The 18,715-nt window shown below is 64.7% G+C and carries 19 protein-coding genes; 11 read left to right on the top strand and 8 right to left on the bottom strand.

Translation table 11 applies throughout. The features are described from left to right. Positions 1 to 53: 53 nt before the first annotated feature. Positions 54 to 1,040: an adenosine kinase gene (locus tag F3W81_RS16000; RefSeq protein WP_193080185.1), complete on the bottom strand. Its 987-nt coding sequence runs from the start codon at positions 1,038 to 1,040 to the stop codon at positions 54 to 56. Continuing rightward, the gene (gene nth, locus F3W81_RS15995) at positions 1,037 to 1,681 is read right to left on the bottom strand and encodes an endonuclease III (RefSeq protein WP_193080184.1); all 645 of its coding nucleotides are present in this window, start codon (positions 1,679 to 1,681) and stop codon (positions 1,037 to 1,039) included. Before nth ends, F3W81_RS16000 begins: the two co-directional genes overlap by 4 nt. 190 nt (positions 1,682 to 1,871) lie before the next feature. Between nth and F3W81_RS15990 the strand changes: the two genes are divergently transcribed. The 3 genes from F3W81_RS15990 to F3W81_RS15980 all read left to right on the top strand — a co-directional run bounded on the left by F3W81_RS15990 (position 1,872) and on the right by F3W81_RS15980 (position 4,253). After that, the gene (locus F3W81_RS15990) at positions 1,872 to 2,447 is read left to right on the top strand and encodes a Hint domain-containing protein (RefSeq protein ID WP_193080182.1); all 576 of its coding nucleotides are present in this window, start codon (positions 1,872 to 1,874) and stop codon (positions 2,445 to 2,447) included. Positions 2,448 to 2,547: 100 nt separating this feature from the next. Beyond that, positions 2,548 to 3,435, top strand: coding sequence for a methylated-DNA--[protein]-cysteine S-methyltransferase (locus F3W81_RS15985; protein WP_193080181.1), 888 nt, complete (start codon positions 2,548 to 2,550; stop codon positions 3,433 to 3,435). A gap of 173 nt (positions 3,436 to 3,608) precedes the next feature. Next, positions 3,609 to 4,253 (top strand): OmpA family protein, encoded by a 645-nt coding sequence (locus tag F3W81_RS15980; protein WP_193080179.1) that lies wholly within the window; start codon positions 3,609 to 3,611, stop codon positions 4,251 to 4,253. A gap of 67 nt (positions 4,254 to 4,320) precedes the next feature. Here the strand turns inward: F3W81_RS15980 and uraH are convergent, their stop codons facing one another. Then, positions 4,321 to 4,680 carry a hydroxyisourate hydrolase gene (uraH, locus tag F3W81_RS15975; RefSeq protein WP_193080177.1) on the bottom strand — a complete coding sequence of 120 codons (360 nt, stop codon included), beginning with the start codon at positions 4,678 to 4,680 and terminating at the stop codon, positions 4,321 to 4,323. A 102-nt stretch (positions 4,681 to 4,782) separates the two neighbouring features. Between uraH and puuE the strand changes: the two genes are divergently transcribed. The 4 genes from puuE to F3W81_RS15955 are packed head-to-tail and all read left to right on the top strand — an operon-like array spanning position 4,783 to position 8,902. Further along, entirely contained in the window at positions 4,783 to 6,195 is a 1,413-nt protein-coding gene (gene puuE / locus F3W81_RS15970) for an allantoinase PuuE (protein ID WP_193080175.1), read from the top strand. Beyond that, on the top strand, positions 6,192 to 7,013 hold the full coding sequence (locus F3W81_RS15965; protein WP_193080173.1) for a bifunctional allantoicase/(S)-ureidoglycine aminohydrolase: 822 nt from the start codon (positions 6,192 to 6,194) through the stop codon (positions 7,011 to 7,013). Before puuE ends, F3W81_RS15965 begins: the two co-directional genes overlap by 4 nt. Next, positions 7,010 to 7,495 (top strand): ureidoglycolate lyase, encoded by a 486-nt coding sequence (locus F3W81_RS15960; protein WP_193080171.1) that lies wholly within the window; start codon positions 7,010 to 7,012, stop codon positions 7,493 to 7,495. The genes F3W81_RS15965 and F3W81_RS15960 overlap by 4 nt, the downstream gene beginning before the upstream one ends. A 51-nt stretch (positions 7,496 to 7,546) precedes the next feature. Then, complete coding sequence (locus F3W81_RS15955) at positions 7,547 to 8,902, top strand: uracil-xanthine permease family protein (protein WP_193080169.1); 1,356 nt, start codon at positions 7,547 to 7,549, stop codon at positions 8,900 to 8,902. 98 nt (positions 8,903 to 9,000) lie between these two features. On the opposite strand, the gene F3W81_RS15950 is transcribed toward F3W81_RS15955, so the two are convergent. Then, a complete protein-coding gene (locus tag F3W81_RS15950) occupies positions 9,001 to 10,179 on the bottom strand; it encodes an acetyl-CoA C-acyltransferase family protein (protein ID WP_193080168.1) in 1,179 nt (392 codons plus the stop codon). Between the two features lie 75 nt (positions 10,180 to 10,254). Beyond that, positions 10,255 to 11,010: a metallophosphoesterase family protein gene (locus F3W81_RS15945; protein WP_193080166.1), complete on the bottom strand. Its 756-nt coding sequence runs from the start codon at positions 11,008 to 11,010 to the stop codon at positions 10,255 to 10,257. Positions 11,011 to 11,229: 219 nt separating this feature from the next. Here F3W81_RS15945 and F3W81_RS15940 point away from each other — a divergent pair, with 219 nt between their 5' ends. Then, complete coding sequence (locus F3W81_RS15940; protein ID WP_193080164.1) at positions 11,230 to 11,607, top strand: hypothetical protein; 378 nt, start codon at positions 11,230 to 11,232, stop codon at positions 11,605 to 11,607. A 59-nt stretch (positions 11,608 to 11,666) separates the two neighbouring features. Here the strand turns inward: F3W81_RS15940 and serA are convergent, their stop codons facing one another. The 3 genes from serA to F3W81_RS15925 form a co-directional block, all read right to left on the bottom strand. Further along, positions 11,667 to 13,262 carry a phosphoglycerate dehydrogenase gene (serA, locus tag F3W81_RS15935; protein ID WP_193080163.1) on the bottom strand — a complete coding sequence of 532 codons (1,596 nt, stop codon included), beginning with the start codon at positions 13,260 to 13,262 and terminating at the stop codon, positions 11,667 to 11,669. Between the two features lie 111 nt (positions 13,263 to 13,373). Next, positions 13,374 to 14,528 carry a phosphoserine transaminase gene (locus F3W81_RS15930; RefSeq protein WP_193080161.1) on the bottom strand — a complete coding sequence of 385 codons (1,155 nt, stop codon included), beginning with the start codon at positions 14,526 to 14,528 and terminating at the stop codon, positions 13,374 to 13,376. 351 nt (positions 14,529 to 14,879) lie between these two features. Further along, positions 14,880 to 15,566 (bottom strand): D-lyxose/D-mannose family sugar isomerase, encoded by a 687-nt coding sequence (locus tag F3W81_RS15925; protein WP_193080159.1) that lies wholly within the window; start codon positions 15,564 to 15,566, stop codon positions 14,880 to 14,882. A gap of 166 nt (positions 15,567 to 15,732) precedes the next feature. On the opposite strand from F3W81_RS15925, the gene serB reads away from it, so the two are divergent. The 3 genes from serB to F3W81_RS15910 all read left to right on the top strand — a co-directional run bounded on the left by serB (position 15,733) and on the right by F3W81_RS15910 (position 18,684). Continuing rightward, a complete protein-coding gene (gene serB / locus F3W81_RS15920; RefSeq protein ID WP_193080158.1) occupies positions 15,733 to 16,608 on the top strand; it encodes a phosphoserine phosphatase SerB in 876 nt (291 codons plus the stop codon). Positions 16,609 to 16,764: 156 nt separating this feature from the next. Next, on the top strand, positions 16,765 to 17,637 hold the full coding sequence (locus F3W81_RS15915; RefSeq protein ID WP_193080156.1) for an aldose 1-epimerase family protein: 873 nt from the start codon (positions 16,765 to 16,767) through the stop codon (positions 17,635 to 17,637). Positions 17,638 to 17,781: 144 nt separating this feature from the next. After that, positions 17,782 to 18,684, top strand: coding sequence for an NAD-dependent epimerase/dehydratase family protein (locus tag F3W81_RS15910; RefSeq protein WP_193080155.1), 903 nt, complete (start codon positions 17,782 to 17,784; stop codon positions 18,682 to 18,684). The last annotated feature ends 31 nt before the right edge of the window (positions 18,685 to 18,715 follow it).

Below are 18,715 nucleotides of genomic sequence, written 5' to 3'. Positions count from 1 at the left end.
CCCCTGATGTTTCCCTGTTATAAATATCCAACGGCCCCCCCTGGCAGGCGGCGCTACATCAGCCCCTGCTCGGCAAACAGCGCCTTCAGATCCGCCTCGGGGCGCGCGCCGTAATGGCTGATCACCTCGGCCGCTGCGATACAGCCCATCCGCCCCGACGTCTCCAGATCCGCACCAGTCGCCAGCCCATAGAGGAACCCAGCCGCAAACAGATCGCCCGCGCCTGTGGCATCCACCGGCGTGATCTCATGCACCGGCACCGTGACGCGCTCATGCCCCTTGACGATCACCACGTCATGACCAGAGCGCGTGCAGACCACCAGCCCGCTCTCGCTCGCGGCGGTGTCCAGCGCCACATCCAGTTCCTCGGTCTGATACAGCGCTTTCCACTCGTGCTCATTGCCGATGACGTAATCCAGCTCCTTCACCAGCCGACGGAAATCGGCGCGATGCCGGTCAACGCAGAACGGGTCCGACAGCGCGATCCCCGCCATCCCGCCCGCCGAACGCACCAGCTTGGCAGCCGTCTCGAACGCCTGCTTGCCCTTGTCCTTGTCATAGAGGTAGCCCTCCAGAAACAGGATCCGCGCGCCGTTGCAGACCTCTTCGGGCACATCATCGGGACCGACCTCGGACGAAATCCCGAGGTAGGTGTTCATCGAACGCTCCCCATCCGGGCTGACGAAGATCATCGAGCGCGAGCTGGGCAGATCGCCCCCCGCCACCGGATCATTCGGGAAATCGGTGCCACCCGCGCGGGTCTGTTCGGCATAGCTCGCCCCGACATCATCGTCGCTGACCTTGCCGATAAAGGCGGTCTTCAGCCCCAGATTGGCCACACCGGCGATGGAATTGGCGACCGAGCCGCCGGGGATCTGCCGCCGCGTCGGCATCGCGGCATAAAGCACCTCAGCCCGATCCTGATCGATCAGCTGCATGATGCCCTTCTGGATCGCCATCTCGGACAGAAACACCTCGTCTGTCTGGCTGATGATATCCATCACGGCATTGCCGATCCCGATCACGTCATATTTGGTCATAGGTTCTTGTCCTCATATTCGCAGAGATCGCGGATCAGGCAGGCCGCGCATTTGGGTTTGCGGGCGACGCAGGTATAGCGCCCGTGCAATATCATCCAGTGGTGGGCATGGAGTTGAAAGTCTGCCGGAATATTGTCTTCAATTGCACGCTCTACCGCCACCACATCCTTGCCCGGCGCGATACCAGAGCGGTTGCCGAGGCGAAAGATATGCGTGTCGACCGCCTGTGCGGGATAGTGCCACCACATGTTCAGCACCACATTGGCAGTCTTGCGCCCGACACCGGGCAGCCCCTCGAGCGCAGCGCGGGAATTGGGCACTTCACCACCGTACTCATCCACCAGAATACGCGCCATCTTGATGACGTTCCTGGCCTTGTTGCGGAACAGGCCGATGGTCTTGATATGCGCGATCAGCCCGTCTTCGCCCAGCTCCAGCATCTTTTCTGGGGTATCAGCGATGGGAAACAGCGCCCGCGTCGCCTTGTTGACGCCGCTGTCCGTCGCCTGCGCCGACAGCGCAACCGCCACCAGCAGGGTATAGGCGTTGACGTGATCCAGCTCGCCCTTCGGCTCGGCGTCCGCCGCCTGGAACCGGGAAAAGATCTCGCGCAGGGTCTGATAGGGTAATTGGCGGGCCATGCGCGGTTTCTGCCCTGAAAGCGCGATTACAACAAGGGCATTTAACCCCGCATCAAGGGCTGAGCCGCATTCTGGGTGCGGAGGTCGCGACATGCACGTTTCACACCCGGTTTCACCGCTGTTTTTCCCCAAAAGGGCCCGCGGCGGCCCCGGCCAGCAATCCCCCATCTCAGGGCTCGGACCGGGCACGATGGTCCTGACGATCGAGGGCGAGATGCCTGTGGAATGGCTGGCGCCGGGCGACCGGCTGCTGACACGCGACAACGGCTCGCGGCCAATCGTGCATATCACCCGGCTGCATCGTACACCGGAAGGGCTGCCGCTGCCCGCGCCGATGGCCTTCCTGCGCGGCGAGATTGGCCCGCAGGGCGTGTTGCACGAACAGACCCGCGTGGCCCCTGGCCATCGCGGCCTGATCCGGCACCCCGAGGTCGCCGCGACCTTCGGCTGTGACGAGGTGCTGGCCCGCTTTGGCGAGGTGTCGCGCCGTGATCGTATCCACCACGACCCCCGGATGGGCGGCCTGACCTATCACCTGATCCTGATGGAGCGACATGAGATCATCAGCGCCGGCGCACTCTGGGTCGAAACCACCGATCCTGCCATGGCCGCGCGGCTTGATCTGCCGCCCGCCGTGCGCCGCAACACCGGGCTGCTGGACAGCGACGCGGACCTTGCCCGTCACTGCCTGTCGCGCGAGGAGGCAAAGCTAATCCGGAAGAACTGCCCCGCAGATCTTTCCCTGCTGGAGCTTCTGGCGGCCTGAACAGCGGCGCGCCCGCCCCGTCATTTCGCGCAAGAACCGGGTCGCGCCGGGTGGCAGACGCGCCTATCGTCGTCAAAACCGCCCCGCCATGAGGCCCGCCATGTCCGACCCTGCCCGCACCCTTCCCGCGACCGAGCCTGCCCAGACCGGGGTCGAGGCGCGCTATCACTACGCCCTGATGCGACGCGCCATGCAGGCCATCGACGCGGCCGAGACGCCGATCGCCCTCTCGGACCTCGCCGCGCAAATGGGGATGAGCACGGCGCATTTTCAGCGCCTCTTCTCGGCCTGGGTCGGCGTGTCGCCAAAACGCTATCAGCAGTACCTCGCGCTCGGCCATGCCCGCGATCTGCTGGCGACCCGTCATTCCACCCTGCACACCGCGCTGGAAACCGGCCTCTCCGGCTCTGGCCGCCTGCACGATCTGTTTCTGCGCTGGGAGGCGATGAGCCCCGGCGACTATGCTCTGGGCGGCGCGGGCCTGACGATCCGCTGGGCCCATAGGGACAGCCCCTTTGGCGAGGCGCTGGTGATGGCGACGGACAAGGGCCTCTGCGGGATCGCCTTCACCGCCGAGACCGGGCGCGCCGCCGCCTGGGCCGACATGACCGCCCGCTGGCCCCGCGCGACCTATACCGAGGATGCCGCCCATATCGCCCCCCTCGCCGATCCGGCCTTTGCGCAGCGCGGCGAAACCCGGCTGCACATGCTGGGCGCGCCCTTCCAGATCAAGGTGTGGGAGGCCTTGCTGGCGATTCCCAGCGGCCATGTCAGCACCTATTCCGATCTGGCGCAGGCCATCGGCAGCCCCCGCGCCGTGCGCGCCGTCGGCACGGCTGTCGGGCGCAACCCGGTCAGCTTTCTGATCCCCTGTCACCGCGCCATCCGCAAATCCGGCGGTCTGGGCGGCTATCACTGGGGTCTGCCGGTGAAACGCGCCATGCTGGCCTGGGAAAGCGCGCAGAGCGATGCGACCCAGCCATCCTGACCCTTCAGGCAAGGCCCAAACCGGCGGGTAAGCGCCGGTCTCGGAATTCATTTTACAAAAGCGGAAACCTGCCGGAGAGTCGTGCGTTATAGATTAGGAGCTTTAGCGACATGCGTTGTGCTGAAGCGTGTTTGGGCCGCTCAGCGCGGTCGAAGAATTTTAAAGAGGCAGCTATGCACCTTATGAAAACCGCCACCTTTGCCCTTGCCGGCTCTGCGATGATCCTGCTTTCGGCCTGTACAGATCCGAATGATGGCTACCAGAACACCCGCGCCGGTGCCGGAACGGGCGCTCTGCTCGGTGCCGCTCTCGGGGCTGTTGTCAGCAAGGACGCAGGCAAAGGCGCTGCAATCGGTGCCGTCGCCGGTGGTCTGGCCGGTGGTGCCTATGGCTCCGTCCTCGACAAGCAGGAAGCGGAACTGCGCAACCAGCTGGGCAACAACGTGCAGATCGTCAACACCGGCGACCGCCTTGTCGTGACCATGCCGCAGGACATCCTGTTCGCCACCGACAGCGCCAACCTGCGCCCCGACCTGACGTCGGATCTGCGCGCCGTTGCGCAGTCGATCAACCAGTACCAGGGCACCACCGTGCAGGTGATCGGCCACACCGACAACACCGGCACCGCCGCGTACAACCAAGATCTGTCGCAACGTCGCGCCAGCTCGGTTGCAGGCACGCTGATCAACTACGGCGTCTCGGGCAACCGCGTTCAGGCGTACGGCCGTGGCGAAGATCAGCCGCGCGCGTCGAACCTGACCCCGGAAGGCCGCCAGCAGAACCGTCGCGTCGATATCGTGATCCTGCCGAACAGCTGATCCGACGCAACGATCCGACATTTGAAACGCCCCGCCCGAAAGGACGGGGCGTTTTGCTATGTGGCCCTCAGCTGCCCCGGTAGGTCGAAAACCCGAAGGGAGAGAGCAGCAGCGGCACGTGATAATGGCTCTCCTCGTCCGAGATACCGAACCGGATCGGCACCACGTCGAGGAACCGCGGCGCCTCAGCCGGCACGCCACAGGCGTCGAGGTAAGCACCCGCGTGGAACTCCAGCTCATACTGCCCTTGCAGGAAATGCGCCGCCGGCAGGATCGGGCTGTCGGTGCGCCCGTCCGCATTGGTCGTCATCCGCGCCAGCTCGTCGCGCGCGCCATGCGCCAGACGATAAAGAACGATCTCCATCCCCGCTGCCGGAACACCCCGCGCCGTATCAAGAACATGCGTTGTCAGGTAGCCTGTCGCCATTCCTGTCCCTTTCCCGTAAATTTGCTTGAAACCCCCCGGCAGCCGTGGAGACTATGCTCCGGCCCCCGTGGCAGCCCCAAAGTACAGACGGAGACAAAGCACATGAACCGCTATCCGCGCAACCTGATCGGCCATGGCCCCACACCGCCTGATGCGCAGTGGCCCGGTGGCGCCAAGGTCGCCGTGTCTTTCGTGCTGAACTACGAAGAAGGCGGCGAAAACAACATCCTGCACGGTGACGCGGCCTCCGAGGCCTTCCTGTCCGAAGTCATCGGCGCGACGCCATGGGAGGGCAAGCGCCACTGGAATATGGAATCGGTCTATGAATACGGCGCGCGCGCGGGCTTCTGGCGCCTGCACCGCCTGTTCACCGGCGCGGGTATCCCCCTGACCGTTTACGGCGTCACCACGGCGCTGGCCCGCAGCCCCGAACAGCTCTGGGCGATGCAGGAGGCCGGGTGGGAGGTCGCCTCCCACGGTCTCAAGTGGGTCGAGTACAAGGACGCCCCCGAAGAGGTCGAGCGCGCCGATATGGTGGAGGCGATCCGCCTGCATACCGAGCTGACGGGCGAAGCGCCGCAGGGCTGGTACACCGGGCGTTGCTCGATGAACACCGTCAAGCTGGCCGCCGAGCTTGGCATGAAGTGGGTTTCCGACACCATCGATGACGACCTGCCCTATTGGCTGACGGTTGAGGGGCACGAGACACTGGTCATCCCCTACACGATGGACGCCAACGACATGCGCTTTGCCGTGCCCGCCGGTTTTGGCGGCCCGGATCAGTTCTACGAGCACCTGAAGAATTCCTTCGACATCCTGTATGAGGAAGGTGAGGCAGGCAGCCCCAAGATGATGTCCATCGGCATGCATTGCCGCCTGCTGGGCCGCCCCGGTCGCATCGCCGCGCTGAAGAAATTCATCGAATATGCGCAGTCCAAGGGCGACGTCTGGTTCCCCCGCCGTATCGACATCGCCGATCACTGGGCCGCCGTGCACCCCAACGTCACGCCCGCGCTGATCCCCAGCCAGATGGACCGCGACAGTTTCGTGGCCACCTTCGGCAGCATCTACGAACACTCCTCCTGGATCGCCGAGCGCGCGTTCGAGCTGGAGCTTGGCCCCGCCCATGACACCCCCATCGGCATGTGGAGCGCGCTCGTCCGCCCCTTCCGCTCGGCCAGTGACGCCGAGAAACTGGGCGTGCTGCAGGCCCACCCCGACCTCGCCGGCAAACTCGCCGCCGCGAAACGCCTGACGGCAGAGAGCACCTCCGAGCAGGCCAGCGCCGGACTTGATGCGCTGACCGACGACGAACGCGCTTTCTTCGAGGCCCAGAACACCGCCTATCAGACGAAGTTCGGCTTTCCCTTCATCATCGCCGTCAAGGATACCGACAAGGCGGGCATCATCGCCGCCTTCACCGCGCGTCTGCAAAACGACGCCGCCACCGAATTCAAGACCGCCTGCGCTCAGGTTGAGCGTATCGCCTATCACCGACTGAAGGATCTGCTTTGACCCGCAGCTATTACACCCCCCGTGGCGGCCTGCCCGCGCAGGACGAACGCCACTACGACCCGGCGCGCTTTACCACCGCCTACGCCATCATCCCGGCGGCCTGCATGAGCGATATCGTCACCTCGTTCCTGCCCGGCTGGACCGGCTGCCGCGCCTGGATCATCGCCCGGCCCCTGTCGGGCTTTTCGGAAACCTTCGCGCAGCTGATCGTTGAGCTGACCCCGGGCGGCGGCAGCACCACCCCCGAACCCGACGCAGGCGCCGAGGGCGTGCTGTTCGTCACCGACGGCACCCTGACGCTGACACTGGACGGCGCGGTGCACCAGCTGACCCCCGGCGGCTATGCCTATCTGCCCCCCGCCGCCGACTGGCAGCTCAGCAACGACACGGACGCCACGACCAGCTTCCACTGGGTGCGCAAGCGCTACACCCCCGCGCCGGGGATCGAGGCACCGACTGCCTTCACCAGCCACGACGACGACAAAACCCCGGTCGCCATGCCCGGCACCAATGGCGCCTGGGCCACGACCCGCTTTGTCGAACCGACCGACCTGCGCCACGACATGCACGTCAATATCGTGACCTTCCAGCCCGGCGGCCGCATCCCCTTTGCTGAAACCCACATCATGGAACACGGCCTCTACGTGCTGGAGGGGCGCGCGCGCTACCTGCTCAACACCGACTGGGTTGAGGTCGGCCCCGGCGATTTCATGTGGCTGCGCGCCTTCTGCCCACAGGCCTGCGAACAGATCGGCGACGAACCCTTCCGCTACCTGCTCTACAAGGACGTCAACCGCCATCCGGAGCTGACCCTGTGATCACCGTCAAAGCCGAGCCCCTGACGCCCGAGGCCTTCGCCCCCTTTGGCGATATCCTCGACGCCAGCGGCGCGGTCGACAAGGTGATCAACGCCGGGATGTGCAACCGCCACCACGACCGCGCCCGCCTCGATTTCGGCGAGGCAGGCCGGGCGGGCATCTCGATCTTCAAGGCGCAGGCCCGCAGCCTGCCCTACACCTGCGACCTGCTGGAGCGTCACCCCGAAGGCTCGCAGGCCTTCATCCCGATGTCCGAGTCGCCCTGGATGGTCATCGTCGCCCCGGACGACCACGGCACCCCCGGCATGCCGCGCGCTTTCCTCTGCGCGCCGGGTCAGGGGGTGAACTTCCTGCGCGACACATGGCACGGCGTGCTCACCCCTTTGGCAGCACCGGGACTATTTGCGGTTGTGGACCGCATCGGCACCACACCGAACCTAGAAGAGCACTTCCTCGACCAGCCATTTACTGTAACCTCCTGACCCAGTGCCCCGGCAACAGGGGCGCAGTGACAAAAGTCAGGGGACAGAAACATGGTCAACACCTCCATGGGCACGCCGGAACAGCGGCGTGACCCGAACTTCACACCGCCGCTTTCCAAGGCCATTCCGCTGGGCATCCAGCACGTGCTGGCGATGTTCGCCTCCAACGTGACGCCCGCGATCATCATTGCCGGCGCGGCAGGCTTCGGCTTCGGCTCGGATCAGGGCGCGCTCGGTTTTCCCGACATGACCTACATGATCCAGATGTCGATGCTGTTTGCCGGGGTGGCGACGCTGTTCCAGACCATCGGCTTCGGCCCCGTCGGCGCGCGCCTGCCCATCGTGCAGGGCACCTCCTTCGCCTTCCTGCCGGTGATGATCCCGGCGGTCGCGGGACAAGGCACCGCTGGCATGGGCGCGCTTATGACCGGCATCATGATCGGCGGACTGTTCCACTTCTGCCTCGGCTCGGTGATCGGCAAGATGCGCTTCGCCCTGCCGCCGCTTGTGACCGGCCTGATCGTGCTGATGATCGGCCTCGCCCTGCTGAAAACCGGCATCCAATACGCCGCCGGAGGCGTGCCGCTGCTCGGCAAGCCCGAGTTCGGCTCCGCCGCCATGTGGATCCCGGCCCTCGTGGTGATCATCGTCTCCCTCGCCCTCAGCTTCTTTGCACGCGGCCTGCTGTCGGTCTCGGCAGTGCTGGTCGGCCTGCTGACGGGCTATGTCGTGGCGCTGCTGATGGGCCAGGTCAGCTTTGCCGGCGTCGGACGCGCCCCGGTCTTCGACCTGCCCAATCCGCTGATGTGGGGCTTCGGCTTTGACCCGGCGATCATCGTCGGCATGTGCTTCATGGCCGTGATCTCCGCGATCGAAACCGTCGGCGACGTCTCCGGCATCACCAAGGGCGGCGCAGGGCGCGAGGCAACGGACACCGAGATTTCGGGCGCCACCTACGCCGACGGCCTCGGCACGGCCATCGCCGGTGTCTTCGGCGGCCTGCCCAACACCTCCTTCAGTCAGAACGTCGGCCTGATCTCGATGACCGGCGTGATGAGCCGCCACGTCGTCACCATCGGCGCGATCTTCCTGATCCTCTGCGGCGTGATCCCGAAATTCGGCGCCATCGTCTCCACCGTCCCGATCAACGTGCTCGGTGGCGGAGTCGTGGTGATGTTCGGCATGGTCGCCGCCGCCGGCATCAACATGCTGTCCGAGGTCGCCTGGAACCGCCGCAACATGGTGATCTTTGCCATCTCGCTCTCGGTCGGCTTCGGCCTGCAACTCGAACCCACCGCCCTGCAGCACCTGCCGCGCACCCTGCAGATCCTGCTAACCTCAGGCCTGCTGCCCGCCGCCGCCCTCTCGGTCATCCTCAACCTGGTCCTGCCCGACCACATGGACTGAGGCGCCCCGGCGCTCTCTCATCTTGCCAAAAATACTTTCGCCGAAGGCAAAGGGCGCGCCGTAAGGCGCGCCCTTTTTCACCTCTCAAAGCGCAAAGATCAGATCCGTTCGATCGCCAGCGCAATCCCCTGACCACCACCAATACACATGGTGATCAGCGCGCGCTTGCCCCCGACCCGCTCCAATTCATAGAGCGCCTTCACGGTCAGGATCGCCCCCGTCGCGCCCACCGGATGCCCCAGCGCAATCGCGCCGCCGTTCGGGTTCACACGGGCCGCGTCCAAGCCAAGCCCCGCCGTCACCGCCAGCGCCTGCGCCGCAAAGGCCTCATTGGACTCGATGACGTCGAAATCTGCCACGCTCAGCCCGGTGCGTTTCAGCAAGGCCTGCACCGCCGGGATCGGCCCGACGCCCATGACCTCCGGGCGCACCCCGGCATGGGCATACCCCAGCACCCGCGCGCGCGGCTTAAGCCCCGCACGCTCTGCCGCATCGCCCCGCGCCAGCACCAGCGCCGCCGCCCCGTCGTTCAGGCCCGAGGCATTGCCCGCCGTGACCGAGCCGTCTTTCTGGAACGCAGGCCGCAGCCCGGCCAGCGCCTCCAGAGTCGTCTTCGGCTTCACATGCTCATCGACCTCAAAGCGCACGCTCTGGCGTTTGCCAGTGATCTCGACCGGCACGATCTGCTCGGCGAAATAGCCCGCCTCAATGGCCGCCGCCGCGCGCCGCTGGCTCTCCAGCGCAAAGGCGTCCTGCGCCTCGCGGCTGACGCCATGCTCGGCGGCGACGTTCTCGGCCGTGATGCCCATATGCCCGGTACCGAACGGACAGTTCAGCGTGCCCAGCAGCATGTCGAGCGTGCGCACATCGCCCATCTTGGCGCCCCAGCGCTGATCCGGCACGATATAGGGCGCGCGGCTCATGCTCTCAGCACCGCCCGCCAGCGCGAAATCGGCATCGCCAAGCGCCAGAGCCTGCACCATCGAGACAATCGCCTGCGCGCCCGACCCACACAGCCGGTTGACGTTCATCGCTGGCGTCGTGTCGGGAATGCCCGCCTGCATCGCCGCCACCCGGCCCAGATACATGTCGCGCGGTTCGGTGTTGATCACCTGCCCAAAGGCGACATGGCCGATCTGGCCGCCCTCGACCCCGGCACGCTCCAGCGCGGCGCGGGCGGCAATGGTGCCCAGCTCGATCGGGGGCACGCTCGACAGGCTGCCGCCAAAGGTGCCGATGGCGGTGCGTACGCCGCTCAGAATAACGATATCGTCCATGGTCTTTCCTCCCTCAATCCGTCTCCCTGTCTTGCCCGCCCCACCGGGGCCGCGCAACAGATCCACCAAATGACGTTACGTGGCAGGGCGCAAAGGCATCCGGCCCGCGTCCGTCAGCACAAAGCACTCCTCGCCCTCGAACGCCGCCACCGTCAGGAACCGCGGCCCCGCGTTGGCCCCCGCTCCGGTGTCGAGGTTGATGCGGTTTCCAAAGTGCATCGGCCGCTCCATGATCGTGTGCCCATGAACCACCAGCCAGGGGTGCGGCCGCGTATAATCCTCAAACCCCGGCCCGCGGATCCATGTCAGATCGGAAATCGTCTGCTCCTCCAGCGGCACATCCGGGCGGATGCCCGCATGCACGAACAGCACCTTGCCGCGCTCGGCCCAGAAGGGCGTCTCGTTCAAAAACTCCCGGTGCGCGGCGGGCACCAATGCCCGCGCCTCGGCCCAGATCTCGGACAGAGGCCGCCCTTCAGCGACGTCGACGCCATAGCTCTGCATCGTCGCCAGCCCGCCAAGACGGCGATGCGTCCAGGCCAGATCGCTCTTGATCTCTTCGTGCCAGACGACGCCGCCGGTCAGGAACTTGCGGAACATGTCGTCGTGATTGCCGCGAATCGCTGTCCAGTTGCGCCCCTCTGCGATGCCAGACCGCACCCGTTCGATCACTTCGCGGCTGTGCGGCCCCCGGTCCACCAGATCGCCGAGAAACATCACCTCGTCCGCGCCACCCGGCCCGGTCTGGCCGCCGTCAGCCTCAATTTTGGCCAATGCGCCTTCCAGCATTTCCAGCTGTCCGTGAATATCTCCAATGGCATAGATGCTCATGACACCGCTCCTGCTGCTTCGCCGCGAAGGAAGCAGCTTTCGCCGCCAATGGCCAGAGCCCGGCCCGCGAAAGTCAGCGTAAACATCACCGCACAAAGCCCGCAAAATTTCGTGCTTTGTGACGGCCCTGTCCCGGCAGTAGAAACGCCGCACGCATCGCGGCAAAAGCTGGCAGTTGCGTGCAAACGGGCCACAAAGGCCCCACCGGGAGGGACACCCATGAAAGGCATTTCCTACCTCTTTTTTGTTGCGGCCACGATCTGCGCCGTCGTCGGCATGGCCTGGGGCATTCACATGTCGGCCAGTGGCGACCACACGCTCAGCCCCGCCCATGCGCACCTCAACCTGATCGGCTGGGTCAGCATGGCGATCTTCGGCATCTACTACCACGTCAACCCAAAGGCCTCTTACGGGCTGCTGCCGAAGGTGCACCTTGGCCTCGCGCTGCTCGGCGTCGTCACCATCGTTCCGGGCATCGTCATGGCGATCAATGCGACCGGAGAGGCACTGGCCAAGATCGGCTCGGTCCTGTCGATCCTGTCAATGATCCTCTTCCTGATCATCGTGCTGACCAAGGGCCGCGACACCCACGCCTGAATGCGAAAAGGGCCGCCCCACCGGGACGGCCCTCTCTCTAGCGTCAGCTGATCAACAGATCAGGCCATGGTGAATTCCAGCGGGCGGACCTGCTCGAACAGACCGGTGGCTTTCAGCGCGTCAACGGCTTCCGGCTTGGCCTTCTCGTCGAGGTAGAGAACGGCAATCGCCTGACCATTGGCCGAGGCGCGCCCCAGCGTGAAGTTGGCGATGTTCTGGCCTTTTTCCCCCAGAACCGACCCGAGCGTCCCGATGGTGCCGGGGGTGTCGATGTTGGTGGTGTAGAGCATGTGCGGCCCGACCTCGGCATCGATGTTGATGCCCTTGATCTGGATGAAGCGCGGCTTGCCATCGCTGAACACCGTGCCCGCGATCGACCGTTCGCGCGTCGGGGTCTTGATGGTGACCTTGACGTAGCCGTCAAACGTGCCCGATTTCGCCTGGTTCGTGGTGCTGATCTTGATCCCACGTTCCTTGGCAACAACAGGCGCGGACACCAGGTTCACGTCAGGGTTGGCCTTCTTCATGATCCCGGCCACGACCGAGCAGTTCAGCGCCGGCAGGTTCATCTCGGCAACGACACCATCATAGAGGATGTTGATCGCGGTGATCGGCTCGTCCGTCAGCTGGCCGATGAAGCTGCCGAGGTGACCCGACAGGGCAACCCAGGGGCCCATGACCTTGGCTTCTTCGGCGGTCATCGACGGCATGTTCAGCGCGTTTTCGACAGCGCCGTCCAGCAGGTAGTTCGACATCTGCTCGGCGACCTGCAGGGCAACGTTTTCCTGCGCTTCGGTGGTCGCGGCACCCAGGTGCGGCGTGCAGACGACGTTCGGCAGACCGAACAGCGGGTTTTCCTTGGCAGGCTCAACCGCGAAGACGTCAAAGGCGGCGCCCGCAACGTGACCCGATTTCAGCAGCTCGGCCAGAGCCTCTTCGTCCACCAGACCGCCACGGGCGCAGTTGATGATCCGCACGCCCTTCTTGGTCTTGGCCAGATTCTCGCGGCCCAGAATGTTCTTGGTGGTGTCGGTCAGCGGCACGTGCAGCGTGATGAAGTCGGCGCGCTTGAGCAGGTCTTCCAGCTCGACCTTCTCGACACCCATCTGCTTGGCTTTTTCCGCGCCAAGGAAGGGGTCATAGGCCACGACCTTCATCTTCAGGCCAAGCGCACGGTTGCAGACGATGCCACCGATGTTGCCGGCACCGATCACGCCCAGCGTCTTGCCGGTCAGCTCGACACCCATGAAGGCGTTCTTTTCCCATTTGCCCGCGTGGGTCGAGGCAGAGGCCTCAGGGATCTGACGCGCCACGGCGAACATCAGCGCGATGGCGTGTTCCGCCGTCGTGATCATGTTGCCGAAGGGGGTGTTCATGACGATCACGCCCTTCTTGGAGGCGGCGTCCTTGTCGATGTTGTCCGTACCGATCCCGGCGCGGCCGATGACCTTCAGGTTGGTGGCGTTTTCGAGGATCTTCTCGGTCACCTTGGTGGCAGAGCGGATGGCGAGGCCATCATACTGGCCAATGACTTCGGCCAGCTTGTCCTTGTCCTTGCCGAGGTCCGGCTGAAAGTCGACCTCAATACCGCGATCCTTGAAGATCTGAACGGCAGCGTCGGAGAGTTGGTCGGAAATGAGTACGCGGGGGGCCATCATGGGGCTCCTTGAATATATCTGTCGGGGGGATGGCAGGCGGGGAAACCCCCGCCCTACCCTTGGGCCTGTCCGTAGGGCGGGGGTCTCCCCGCCACGCTACGTCGACCGTTACGCCGCTGCGGTCTGCTCTTCGAGGCAGACCTCAAAGGCCCACTTGAGCCAGAGCGTCAGCTTTTCGATGTCCGAGGATTCCACCGTCGCACCACACCAGATGCGCAGACCGGCAGGGGCATCGCGATAGGCACCGATGTCATAGGCCGCGTGGTAGGTCTCAAGTTTCTTGGCCACAGCCTTGGCAAAGGCCGCGCCGTCCTTGATGCGGTCATCGGTGAACTTCAGACAGACGCTGGTGTTCGAGCGGGTCGCTGGATCTTCCGCAAGGTTGCTCAGCCAGTCGTTGCGATCACAGAAGTCCCAGAGCACCTTGGCGTTGGTATCGGCGCGCGCCATCAGCTTGGGCAGACCCCCGATGGATTTGCCCCACTCCAGCGCAACGAGATAATCCTCAACCGCCAGCATCGACGGCGTGTTGATCGTCTCGCCCTTGAAGATACCGTCGATCAGCTTGCCGCCCTTGGTCATGCGGAAGATCTTCGGCATCGGCCATGCGGGGGTGTAGCTTTCCAGCCGCTCGACAGCGCGAGGGCTAAGGATCAGCATGCCATGCGCCGCTTCGCCGCCCATGACCTTCTGCCAGGAGAAGGTCGTCACATCCAGCTTGTCCCAGGGCAGGTCCTGCGCGAAGGCAGCGCTGGTCGCGTCACAGATCGTCAGACCTTCGCGGTCGGCCGGGATCTTGTCGCCATTCGGCAGACGCACACCAGATGTGGTGCCGTTCCAGGTGAAGACGACGTCGGTGTTGAAATCGACTTCAGCGAAATCGACGATCTGACCATAGTCAGCGGTCTTGACCACGGCATCGATCTTCAGCTGCTTGACGACATCCGTCACCCAGCCCGCCCCAAAGCTTTCCCAGGCAATCATCGTCGCCGGACGTGCGCCCAGCATCGACCACATGGCCATCTCGACGGCACCGGTATCGGAGGCCGGAACAATCCCGATCTTGTAATCAGCGGGCACGCCCAGAATAGCGCGCGTCTCTTCGATCGCGGCTTTCAGTTTGTCCTTGCCGACAGCCGCACGGTGGCTGCGGCCCAGTGCGGCATCAGACAATTTGTCGAGCGTGAATGTAGGGATTTTGGCACAGGGGCCAGAGGAGAAACGCGGGTTTGCCGGCGTTGTCGTCGGGTGTTTAGTAGCCATTGCTAGCTATCCTTCCAGATAAGCGCCCTTCGTTGGGGAAGGGTGTCCCGCCGACGCATATACGGACGATTCGCCCCCCACGCAAGCGAGCAAAAGACGCAAACAGACCACTCGATGTCGCATTTTACTCAATCTCATCGGCCCGCGACGCCTATCGGAAACTCCCGCCCTGCCAGGCTGCCGCTCTAGAAAGGGGGCTCTGCCCCCGCCTTCGGCTCCCCCGAAGTATTTCCAGCAAGATGAAAGAGCCAGGGCGGGCAAAGACGCGAAGCCTTGGCGCCCCGTCATCTTGCCCGAAATACTTCGGGGGAGGCGCGCGGCACGCGCGGCGGGGGCAGAGCCCCCTGAGGCTTAGAGTTTCGTGTCGTAGTCCGACACCAGCAGGTGCAGCGGCGCTTCATCTTCCTCGACGCTGGAAAACCGCCCGATCTGGACTTCAAAGATATTGTCCGTGCGATCGTCATTCACGGTCGAAACCTCACCGATGCAGACCCGTCCGCCGTCACCCCAGAAGGCGTGCCAGATATCCGGAGTGAGCGTCACACTTTCGCCCGGGTGCAGCGCCAGCAAACCGCCCGCTGTCATCTTGCGCCAGATGCCGTCGGTCATCACCTCGAAACCCGCCTCACGGTCGATACTGCCATCCGGCGCGGCCTTGAACAGCTCCAGCACCAGAACAGCACCCCCCCGGTTGATGATATCCTCGGTCTTCACGATATGCCGGTGCATGGGCGAAATCTGATCCTGCGCTGAAATCAGCAGCTTTTCCGCATAGACCCGCCCGCCCCTGGCTTTGCCCAGATCGCCCGCGTTGCCGTTGCGCAGCGTGAACAGAAACAGCCCCAGAGTGTCATAATGGCCATCACCATAATCCGTGACGTCCCAGCCTAGCCCGCCTTCAAGGATAAGGCCCGCCTCGGCCTTGCGCTCGCGCATCTCCTGCGGCGTCCAATAGGCAAAGGGCGGCAGGATAAAGCCGTGCTGGCGGAAGAAGGCATCGCCCTCGCGGATAAATTCGTTGATGTCAGATCTTAGCATGGTGATGTCCCGCTCAAATTATTTGCGCGAACCTAAACTGCACGCGCCCTGCATGACCAGCCGGGAAATCACCGTGCCCTACCTCCGGTAGCCCGCTACTTTCGACTCTGGCCCTTCGCCCCACCGCATGAGAAAAGCAGCCAAGGCCCGCAAAGGAGAGATCGAGATGTTCACTGCCACCCTGTTCACCAGCCCCACTGCTCCAACGCTCGACACAGCTCTGGTCACAGCCCTGCGCAACGCCTGGGGCGGTGGAGAGATCAGGGTCCTCGCGGATGGCGAGGCTGCGGAATTCCCCCTCGCCAGCCTCCCGGACACCTTCCGCGACGTCTGGGCTGACCTGCAAGCCCAGCAGATCGACCTCTGCATCCAGCCGACCGAGGGCCGCCGCAAGAAGATGCTCCTCGCGGACATGGACAGCACCATGATCCAGCAGGAATGCATCGATGAGCTGGCAGACGAGGCCGGCGTCGGCCCCCGCGTCAAGGACATCACCGCCCGCGCCATGAACGGAGAGCTCGACTTCAACGGCGCCCTGACCGAACGCGTCGGGCTGCTCAAGGGCCTGCCCGTCTCTGTCATTGACCACGTTCTCGACACGCGGATCACCCTGATGCCCGGCGGCCCCGCCCTGCTGGCCACGATGAAGGCCAACGGTGCCTATTGCGCTCTGGTCTCGGGCGGCTTCACCGCCTTCACCGCCCGGATCGCCGCGATCCTCGGCTTTGACGAAAACCGCGCCAATACCCTGCTCACAAGCGGCGATACCCTCTCGGGCGAGGTCGCTCTCCCGATCCTGGGCCGCCAGGCCAAGGTCGAGGCGCTTGAGCACATCACCGCCAGACTGGGCCTGAGCGACGCAGACGTGCTCGCCGTCGGCGACGGCGCCAACGACCTCGGCATGCTGACGCGCGCAGGCTCCGGCGTCGCCCTGCACGCCAAACCCTCCGTCGCGGCAGAGTGCGAGCTGCGCATCAACTTCGGCGACCTCACCGCCCTGCTCTACCTGCAAGGCTACGCCAAAGCCGACTTCGCCGCCTGAGCACGCCCGACCCGTTTCCCTGTTGAAAATATCCCCGCCGGAGGCTTCGGGCAGCGCCAACTGCCCGAAATCCCCCCAGGCGCGCCCGCGCCACATTGCACCTGCCCGGCGCCCTGCGTAACGCTGCGCACACCCCCTCGCAGCAAGGACCGCGCCATGCCCGTCGCCACCACGATCTCCAGCCCTGAGCTCACCGTCACCCTCTCCGATCTCGGGGCCGAACTGCAGAGCATCACCACCGCGACCGGGGACGAGCTGCTCTGGCACGGCGACACGGCCTTCTGGGGCGGGCGGGCGCCGATCCTGTTTCCCATCGTCGGGCGCGGCCCCGATGACCGTATCGCCGTCAACGGGCAAGAGGCCCCGATGCGCCAGCATGGCTTTGCCCGGCACGCCATGTTTGAGCGCGCCGAGGTCACCCCGGACAGCTGCAGCTACGTGCTCCGCGACAGCGCCGACAGCCGCGCCGCCTATCCCTGCGCCTTCCGCCTGACGCTGCACTATCGCCTCAGCGGCCCGACCCTCAGCGTCAGCGCCGAGGTGACGAACACCGGCGACAGCGTCCTGCCCTTCGGCCTCGGATTTCACCCCGCCTTCGCCTGGCCACTGCCCGGCGCGGGGGATGCCCGCCACCAGATCCGCCTCGCCAATGGCGCAGAGCCCGCACTCGCCCACCTGCAGGACGGCTATCTGATGCCCGAGCGTGCGCCCTCGCCCTTCGCGGGCGGCATCCTGCCCCTGCACCATGGCCTGTTTGACAGGGATGCGCTGATCTTCCCCGATGGCGCCGGGGAGGCGCTGATCTATTCGGCCCCTGGCAGCGCCGCCCCCGCGCTGCACTTCGCCTTCCACAACACCCCCAACCTCGGGATCTGGACGAAACCCGGCGCGCCCTTCCTGTGCATCGAACCCTGGCACGGCATGGCCGCCCGCGCCGGCGCAGGCCCCGAAATCGCCGACCGCCCGGACAGCCTGCTGCTCAATCCTCACGCAACTGCGACCTTCGGATACAGCCTGCGGGTGGTCTGAGCCCGCTCACGCAGGGCCCTTGCCCTAGACCCTTCTGACTATAGATCTAAATGAGTTGAGAATGACGCGACGCCTCCCGTCTCGGCCTGAGCCCCGAGGCGTCGCGTCCCTTTTTAAGCACTGATTGATCGGAGAGGACGAATAATGCGGATCCTGTTTACTGGCGGCGCAGGCAAGGCGGGCCACCACGCCGTCGCATATCTTGTGGCGCAGGGGCACCGGGTGCTCAACGTCGACAAGACGCCTCTGCACATGGAGGGCGTCGACAACCGCATCATCGACGTCACCGACGCGGGTCAGGTCTATGACGTGATGATGAGCTACGCCGCCCCGGACGAGCTTGAGTCGGGCGAAGGCATGCCGACCTTCGACGCGGTGGTGCATTTCGCCGCCGTCCCGCGGGTCATGATCACCTCCGACAACGAATGTTTCCGCGTCAATACGCTGGGCACCTACAACATCCTCGACGCGGCGGTGAAGTTCGGCATCCGCAAGGTGATCTTCGCCTCCTCCGAGACGACCTATGGCATCTGCTTTGCTGATGGCGAGCGTCGCCCCGTCTACCTGCCCATCGACGAAGATCACCCGACCGAGCCCGAGGACAGCTATGCCATGTCCAAGGTGGTGAACGAGGCGACGGCGCTCGGCTTTCAGCAGCGCAGCGGCTTCGACATCTACGGGCTGCGCATCAACAACGTGATCGAGCCGGACGAGTACAAGAAAAATTTCCCCGCCTATTTCGCAAACCCGGCGCAGCGTCGGCGCAACATCTTCGCCTATATCGACGCGCGCGATCTGGGTCAGATGGTCGATTGCTGCCTCAAGACGGATGGCCTCGGCTATCAGGTCTTCAACGTCTCCAATGACGATCACTCCGTCGCCGACACCTCGTCCGAACTGATCGCCCGGTTCTACGACAACGTGCCGATCAAGGGCGAGATTGGCGAGACCGAGACCTTCTATTCCAACGCCCGCGCCAAGAGCCTCGTCGGCTTTCAGCCCAAGCATTCCTGGCGCGATGTCCTCGACGATCCGAAATCCGCCTGAGGTCCTTTCCCTGCGGCCAGATCAGAAAAAG

It is taken from the genome of Pseudooceanicola spongiae (genome assembly GCF_014899185.1).
Classification (GTDB): domain Bacteria; phylum Pseudomonadota; class Alphaproteobacteria; order Rhodobacterales; family Rhodobacteraceae; genus Pseudooceanicola; species Pseudooceanicola spongiae.
The sequence above is the reverse complement of the archived record's forward strand: the minus strand, read 5'-3'. Positions and strand labels throughout refer to the sequence as shown.